Annotated in this window: 6 protein-coding genes; 4 read left to right on the top strand and 2 right to left on the bottom strand. The window is 70.2% G+C overall.

All coding sequences use genetic code 11. From position 1 onward, the window contains the following. The coding region (locus ACWDS7_RS44675; RefSeq protein ID WP_451934243.1) for an AfsR/SARP family transcriptional regulator at window positions 1-733 on the bottom strand (733 nt) is incomplete at its 3' end. Between the two features lie 420 nt (window positions 734-1,153). Further along, window positions 1,154-1,372 (bottom strand): hypothetical protein, encoded by a 219-nt coding sequence (locus ACWDS7_RS44670; protein ID WP_451934242.1) that lies wholly within the window; start codon window positions 1,370-1,372, stop codon window positions 1,154-1,156. 501 nt (window positions 1,373-1,873) lie between these two features. Here ACWDS7_RS44670 and ACWDS7_RS44665 point away from each other — a divergent pair. From ACWDS7_RS44665 to ACWDS7_RS44650, 4 genes are all read left to right on the top strand, one after another. Next, window positions 1,874-2,212 carry a hydroxyisourate hydrolase gene (locus ACWDS7_RS44665; protein WP_306875063.1) on the top strand — a complete coding sequence of 113 codons (339 nt, stop codon included), beginning with the start codon at window positions 1,874-1,876 and terminating at the stop codon, window positions 2,210-2,212. 43 nt (window positions 2,213-2,255) lie between these two features. Beyond that, window positions 2,256-3,986, top strand: a complete 1,731-nt coding sequence (leuA, locus tag ACWDS7_RS44660) for a 2-isopropylmalate synthase (protein ID WP_451934241.1) — start codon at window positions 2,256-2,258, stop codon at window positions 3,984-3,986. A 268-nt stretch (window positions 3,987-4,254) separates the two neighbouring features. Then, window positions 4,255-7,047: an AAA family ATPase gene (locus ACWDS7_RS44655; RefSeq protein WP_451934240.1), complete on the top strand. Its 2,793-nt coding sequence runs from the start codon at window positions 4,255-4,257 to the stop codon at window positions 7,045-7,047. Between the two features lie 369 nt (window positions 7,048-7,416). After that, window positions 7,417-7,529: biotin carboxylase N-terminal domain-containing protein (locus ACWDS7_RS44650; protein WP_386498305.1), on the top strand; the 113-nt coding region annotated here is incomplete at its 3' end.

The raw sequence follows: 7,529 nt of genomic DNA, 5'->3' as shown, positions 1-7,529 counted from the left end.
CGGAGGTGAGGATCGCGTATTCCAGCTGCTGCAGGCGCTCGTTGGGCTCGATCCCGAGTTCTTCGATCATGGTCTGCCGGGCGAGCCGGTAGACCTGGAGCGCCTCCGCCTGACGTCCCGAGCGGTACAGCGCCAGCATCAGCTGGCCGCGGAGCCGCTCACGCAGCGGATACTCCTCCACGAGCTCGCTGAGCTCGCCGACCAGTTCGTGATGCCTGCCCAGATCCAGCTCAAGCTGGAGGCAGTCCTCGTTCGCCGTGATCCGGTGCTCGATGAGCCTGCCCGCCGCCGACTGCACGAGCCTGCTCTCGATGCCGTCGAGGGCGGGGCCGCGCCAGAGCGCGAGCGCCCGGCGGTAGTGCTTGATGGCCTCCTCGGGGTTGCGGTCCTCGCGGGCGCGCCGGGCCTGGAGGAGGAGGTTCTCGAAGCGGTGGGAGTCGATCCGGCTGCTGTCGGCCTGGATCGCGTAACCCTGGGACTGGGTGGCGATGAGATCGGCGCTGCCCTGGGCGGCGAAAAGGCGCCGGAGGGCGGATATGCAGATCTGCACCTGGGCCCGGGACGTGGTCGGCGGGTCGTCTCCGTAGATCGCCTCCATGAGCCGGCCGGTGGTGACCGCCCGGTTGGCGTCGAGGAGGAGGACGGCGAGCACGGTCTGCTGCCTTATGCCTCCAAGGTCCAGCCGTTGGTCGCCGTTGGTCACCTCCAGAGGTCCAAGAACGAGGAAGTCCACCCGCATCTCCTTGAAGAAAACCCGCAACCCCGGCCCATGCGAAATTCCCTACACTTCCCGATGCGAGAGAAGCGTCGGTTGTACAACCTCATTGTCAGGCGTGCGTCCTCAGGGAGACCAGGAAAGTCTGTCTGTAACGGCAATTGTCGTCGATGTTCGCGATATACGCGGTCGTTGAATCTTACCGATACTAGAGTCACCCCGTGTGCAATGTGTCACTTTGGTGTGGAGTGTACTACTTGGAGTGATGCCTTGCCAGAGTCTGGGCCACCCCGATGAGTTCATCCGCCGTTTGTGGCCGTAAGTCCATTGTCAAGAGAACGGAAAACGGCCGGAGACGTAATGTCTCCGGCCGTCTGGGTGGCCGCTGGCGACCCGCGACACTCAACCCGTGCGTCCGTCTTTCAGGAGTTCACCGGCTCACGAACCGTCCCAGGGGTCACCGTCGGTGTGCGGGGGCAGGGTCGGGGTCGGGGTGGGGGTCGGCTGGGTGTCCGAGGCGCTCACCATCGTGACACCGGAAGCGCCCGCGGCCGCTGTGCCCGCGATGGCGACGGTGCCCGTGGCCGCCACCCCCGCGGTGATGACGATGGCGGAGAAAGCAAGGCGGAAGATGCGGCTGCCGGTGTGGTCGCTCATTTTGCTGCCCTTGTCTGTCGCGGTGGCTCGTGGTCGCCGGCCGGTTGGCTGAGGCACTTTCAAGGTCGCAGCCGCCGCCATCCGGTCATTATCGGATCGCTTCCGGTATGCCATCAGCGCAGGTCAAAGAGGGTGTCGGCGCATTTCTCAGCTCATATCAAGAAGGGTCCGCCAATTGTGCGGCCCATCGCCGCGGCGGACGCCGGCGGATCCGCCGCGTCCGTCCCGCCGGCGCGGTCCGGAGGGCGATAGCGGGACGAAGGCGGCCGATAGCCGGACGAAGCCAGAACGATAGCGCGCTCCGGAAGCCTGGTTCGGAGGCCCGGACCGGCCGGTGTCCGTCGTGTGCGGCGGCCAGCCGACACGCGGCGGACCGGGAGCCGGGGCCCTCGTGAGACCGTCCGCGGGCTCGCGGGGGCCCGCCCCCGGCGGCCGGGCGTGAACCGCGGAGATGGTCAAGCTGGTCCGCCATGGCGGGCCTTGTAGATAGGTGTCGCTGACATGGGCATTAGTGCACAGGCGCTGGACGGCGTCCATGGGCGGTACGCCGCCGGCGTGCGGGCGCGGCTGGAGCGGGCCGAGGACAGCCAATGGAGCGCCATCGCCGACGCCGAGACCGATGACGAGGGCTGCATCACGGAGTGGTGGGGGCAGAAGTTCGAGCGCGGCCTGTATCGCATCGTCTTCGAGAGCGACTACTACTTCGTCGGCCTCGGCCTCAGTGCCGCATATCCCGAAATAGCCGTCATATTCCGCATGAAGGACGAAACAGATTCATATCAGATAAAAGTAGTTATTTCCCCTTACTCTTACTCGACGTATTTCGGCTCCAACAACTGACGGCGGACGTGCAAGCATAGAAGGGAACCAGCCAGTGAGGAACGTGAGACGACAGGCCGGGCGCTACGGCGCGTTCACACCGGTGGATCTTCCTGGACGCACGTGGCCGGACAGTGCCATCGTCTCCGCGCCGCGCTGGCTGTCCACCGATCTCCGCGACGGCAACCAGTCACTGGCCAGTCCCATGTCCCCCGACCGCAAGCTGGCGATGTTCGACCTCCTGGTGGGCATGGGCTACAAGGAGATCGAGGTGGGGTTCCCGGTCGCCAGCCAGGACGACCACGACTTCCTGCGCGTGCTGATCGACCAGGACCGGATCCCCGACGACGTGCGGATCTCGGTGCTCGTGCAGGCCCGGGACGAGCTGATCAGGCGCACCGTGGAGAGCCTCGAAGGGGCGCCGCGCGCCACCATCCACCTGTACAACGCGACGTCGCCGCTGTTCAGGCGCGTGGTGTTCGGCATGAGCCGCAACGAGTGCAAGGACCTCGCGGTGCAGGGGACCCGGCTGATGATGAAATACGCCGAGAAGACGCTGGGCGACTGCGACCTCGGCTTCCAATACTCTCCCGAGCTGTTCAGCGACACCGAGCTGGATTTCTCCCTGGAGGTCTGCGAGGCCGTCATGGACGTCTGGCAGCCGGAGCCGGGCCGCGGGATCATCCTCAACTTCCCCACGACCGTCGAGCGCTCCCTGCCCAACGTCTTCGCCGACCAGATCGAATGGCTGAGCCGCAACCTCTCCAGGAGAGAGCACGTCTGCCTGTCCATCCATCCGCACAACGACCGGGGCACGGCCGTCGCCTCCGCCGAGCTGGCCCTCCTGGCGGGCGCGGAGCGGATCGAGGGCTGCCTGTTCGGCAACGGGGAGCGGGCGGGCAACGTCTGCCTGGTCACGCTCGGGCTCAACATGTTCACCCACGGGGTCGATCCCGGCATCGACTTCTCCGACATCAACGAGATCCGCCGCACGGTGGAGCGCTGCAACGGGCTGCCCGTCCATCCGCGGCACCCCTACGGCGGCGACCTCGTCTACACCTCCTTCTCCGGCTCCCACCAGGACGCGATCAAGAAGGGGTTCGACGCCCTGGAGCGCGAGGCCGCCCGGCGGGGGACCGCCGTCGGGGACCTGCCGTGGGAGATGCCGTACCTGCCGCTCGACCCCGAGGACGTGGGCCGCACCTACGAGGCCGTGGTGCGGATCAACAGCCAGTCCGGCAAGGGCGGGGTCGCCTACGTCATGAGCGCCTGGCACGGGCTGAACCTGCCGCGCGAGCTGCAGATCGACTTCGCGCACCTGGTCCAGTCGCAGGCCGACGCGGAGGGCGGGGAGATCACGCCGGACCGGGTCGGGCGGCTCTTCGAACGCGAATACCTCCTGAACGCCGAGCTGCCCGTCCCCCTCGCCTCCGGCACCGAGCTGGTGACGACCTCCCTGCACGTCGACGGGGAGAGGTTCGACGTCGGCGCCGGCCGTACGGACGCCGTCCAGGCCGTCCGCGCGGCGCTGTCCCGCTGGGGCTTCGACGTGCGGGCCGTGCACCGGACCGGATTCGCCGGCCAGGACCGGGGGCCGGACGCGGAGGTGGCCGTCTACGCCGAGTGCCGGGTCGACGGCCGGCCCTCCTGGGGGGTGGGCATCGACCGGGACGTCGAGGCGGCCTCACTGGCGGCGGTGCGTTCGGCCGTCATCAGGGCGCGGCTGAAGCACCTGCCCGCCAGGAACGAGGAGAACGCCGGTGCCGCCGCGCCGCTGATCGCCGCGGGCAGGTAGCGGGCGGGCGCCGCGGCCGCCGCGGGCGGGCGATGACCGCACAGCGCGGGGAATAGCCATCCGATAACGGACGGAAACCGGGCAAGCCTAGCGTCGTCATCGTCATCCCATCGGAGAACAGCCGAGATCGAAAGGTACGGCGACCATGCGGAGAGTCCAGCTCAAAAAGCAGAAGGCAAAGACGCCGGGTCCACTGGACCTGCGTACTCCGTCCGGCCGTAAGTTGCGGTTCTGAACCGCCTGATCCATTGCTCGAAGAGGGAGGCTGATGATGAGCTTGGTCGAAAGAGATGAGGCGTTGGCCTCCCTCGAGGGGCTCCTGGCCAACGCGGTGATGGGCAAGGGGAGGGTCGCGCTGGTGAGCGGCACCGTCGCGACCGGCAAGAGCGAGCTGCTGCACCGCTTCGCCGAGCAGGCCCTGGAGCTGGGCGCGCTGCCCGTCACGGCGACCGGGTCGCGGGTCGAGCGCGATCTGCCGCTGGGCGTGCTGCGCCAGCTGATCCAGGACTCGCCGCTGGTGGCGGAGGAGCGCGAGCGGGCCATGGCCCTGCTGGAGGAGGGGGCCCGGACCGTGACGTCGTCCGGCTCCGAGGCGGAGCCCCTCGACCAGGTCGACGCCCAGATCGTCCACGCCCTGTGCACGCTGCTGCTGGAGCTGTCGGAGCGGTATCCGCTGATGATCGTCGTCGACGACGTGCAGCACGCCGACCGCGCCTCCCTGCTCTGCCTGTCCTACCTGTCGCGCCGGGTGAGGTTCGCCAGGATCGTGGCGGTGTTCAGCCACTCCGACCACGGATGGTCCAGCGAGACGTTCTTCCAGACCGAGCTGCTCCGCCAGCCGCACTGCCGCCGCATCCAGCTCGCCCCGCTCTCCCGGGCCGGTGTGATGTCCCTGGTCGCCGAGCGGGTGGGGCGGGAGACGGCCGAGCGGTTCGCCGACGGCTGGTACGCCGTCAGCGGCGGCAACCCGCTGCTGGCCGGGGCGCTGGTGGACGACTACGAGGACTCCGTGCGGACCGCCGGCGGGGAGGCTCCGGCCGAGCTCGTCGTCGGCGACCGGTACGGCCAGGCCGTCCTGTCGTGCCTGCACCGCGGCGAGCCGCAGATGCTCCAGGTGGCACGGGGGCTGGCGATCCTCGGCGGCCCCGACTCCCTGGCCCGGCTGCTCGGCGTCGGTCCCGCCTCCGTGATCCGGTCCCTGCACTTCCTGACCGTCGCCGGCCTGCTCGCCCTGGGCCGCTTCCGGCACGAGGCGGCGCGCACCGCCGTACTGGCCGAGGTGGGGTCGGGGGAGTGGGCGGATCTGCACCGGCGCGCGGCGGAGCTGGCCCACGAGAGCGGCGCCTCCACGACGACGGTCGCCGACCATCTCCTCCAGGCGGGCCGGGCCGACGCCCCCTGGGGGGTCTCCGTCCTGGAGGACGCGGCCAGGAACGCGCTGCGCGAAGGACGCGTGGAGTCCGCCGTCGCCTATCTCCGGCTGGCCTGGCGCGAGTGCGCCGACGAGCAGCGCCGCATGAAGATCACCACGATGCTCGTGCGGGCCGAGTGGCGGATCAATCCGGCCGCGCCCGCCGGGCACCTCGCCGAGCTGGCCGAAGGGATGCAGCGCGGCCATCTCCGGGGCAGCGACGCCGTGGTGCTGGCCCGGGCGCTGCTGTGGCACGGCCGGTTCGAGGACGCGCGCGACGTGCTGGAGCATCTGAACGAGTCGGGCGGCGCGATGGACCCCGAGACGGTCACCGAGCTCGTCATCGCCCGCCCGTGGCTGCGCTCCACCCACCCGCCCTTCCTGGCCCACCTCCAGCGGGCGGCCGGCGGGCGCGACCGCGCCGCCGTCGTGTCGGTGACGGCGAACCGCCGGCTGGACACCGCGCTCGCGCTCGCCGACGTGCTCGCCAGGGGGCCGCGCGCGGAGGTCCTGGACGCGGTCGAGCGGATCCTGCGCGGCTGCCGCCTCGACGAGATGTCGATGGACACCGTGGAGAGCGCCCTGCTGGCGCTCACCTACGCCGGGCGGCCCGACCGGGCCGCGCCCTGGTGCGACCTGTTCAGCGCGGAGGCATCCTCGCTGCACGCCCCGAGCCGCCAGGCCAGGCTCGCCGCCATCCGGGCCGAGATCGCGATCCGCCAGGGAGACATGCCGGGCGCCGAGCAGCACGCGCGCGCCGCCCTGGAGATCATCCCGCTGAGCAGCTGGGGCGTCGCCGCGGGCGGGCCGCTGAGCAGCCTCATCCTCGCCCTGACGGCGATGGGCAAGTACGACGCCGTTCACGAGCACCTCGACCAGCCCGTGCCCGAGGCCATGTTCCAGACCCGGTACGGCCTGCACTACCTGCACGCCAGGGGCCGCTACAGCCTGGCGACCGGTCACGCCGCCCTGGCGCTGCGCGACTTCCGGCTCTGCGGTGAGCTGATGGGCAGGTGGGACCTGGACGTGCCGGGACTCGTCGCCTGGCGGACCGACGCCGCCGAGTCCTGCCTGAGCCTGGGCCGGCCGGAACAGGCGCGGCAGCTGGTCGAGGAGCAGATCAGGCGCTGCGGCCCCGAGACGCCCCGGGTCCACGGCATCGCCATGCGCCTGCTGGCCGCCACCGGCGAAGTACGGCACCGCCCCATGCTGCTCCGCCAGGCGGTGGAGCTGCTGCAGGCGGCCGGCGACGGGTACGAGATGGCCAGAGCGCTCTTCGACCTCGTCAAGGCATACCAGGAGCTCGGCGAGTACCGGCGCGCGGCGATGATCGCGGGCCGGGCGCAGGCCATGGCCCAGGTGTGCCAGGCCGGGCCGCTGAGCAGGGCGCTGTCCAGGGACGGGGACGGTGACGGGGACGGCGCCGGGATGAGGGTGGCGACGGAGCTGGCCGCCGTCCTGAGCGACGCCGAGCGCAGGGTAGCCGTCCTGGCGGCCGCCGGATACACCAACCGGGAGATCGCCGGCAAGCTCTACATCACGATCAGCACGGTCGAGCAGCACCTGACCCGGACCTATCGCAAGCTGAACATCACCCGGCGCGCCGACCTGCCGTCGAGCCTCGAATTCGGCAGCCCCGTCACCGCCTGAGCCGTCCCGGACGGGTGGTCCCGGGCGGGTTTGTAGGGGTGTCTGGAAAAGGACATCCCTGACTAACCTTGCGGCATCGGTGTATTGCATATCTCTGGAGCGGCGTAACCAGGTAATCCGGTGAGGAGATCGCGTGCACGTACAACAGAAGGCCGGAGACGCTCCGGCGCCGGGGACCGATCCGCCGGGGGAGACGGCGCGCGGTCGGGAGCCGGCCGGGCCGAGCGTCCATCACGGCCCCGAGACGGCGGCCGTCACCCGCCCGGCGGGGGACGCCTCCGGCTCCCGCCCGGAGAGCTCCCGCCGGAGACCGCACGGCCACCGGCCGCCCTGCCCCTGGTCACCACCCTCCACGCTGCGAAGGCCGCTATGAACCGTCGTTTCCACAAGGTCCTGATCGCCAACCGTGGTGAGATCGCCGTGCGGATCGCCCGCGCCTGCAAGGACGCCGGACTGGCCAGCGTCGCCGTCTACGCCGACCA

Source organism: Streptosporangium sp. NPDC003464 (assembly GCF_053588315.1).
Note: the sequence above shows the minus strand (reverse complement) of the source record. Positions and strands in the feature narration are given on the sequence as shown.

What these genes read in the sequence shown, in the direction of transcription:
- ACWDS7_RS44655 (WP_451934240.1), top strand. Translation starts at nt 4,255, where the DNA reads ATGATGAGCTTGGTCGAAAGAGATGAGGCGTTGGCCTCCCTCGAGGGG.
- ACWDS7_RS44665 (WP_306875063.1), top strand. Translation starts at nt 1,874, where the DNA reads ATGGGCATTAGTGCACAGGCGCTGGACGGCGTCCATGGGCGGTACGCC.
- ACWDS7_RS44670 (WP_451934242.1), bottom strand. Translation starts at nt 1,372, where the DNA reads ATGAGCGACCACACCGGCAGCCGCATCTTCCGCCTTGCTTTCTCCGCC.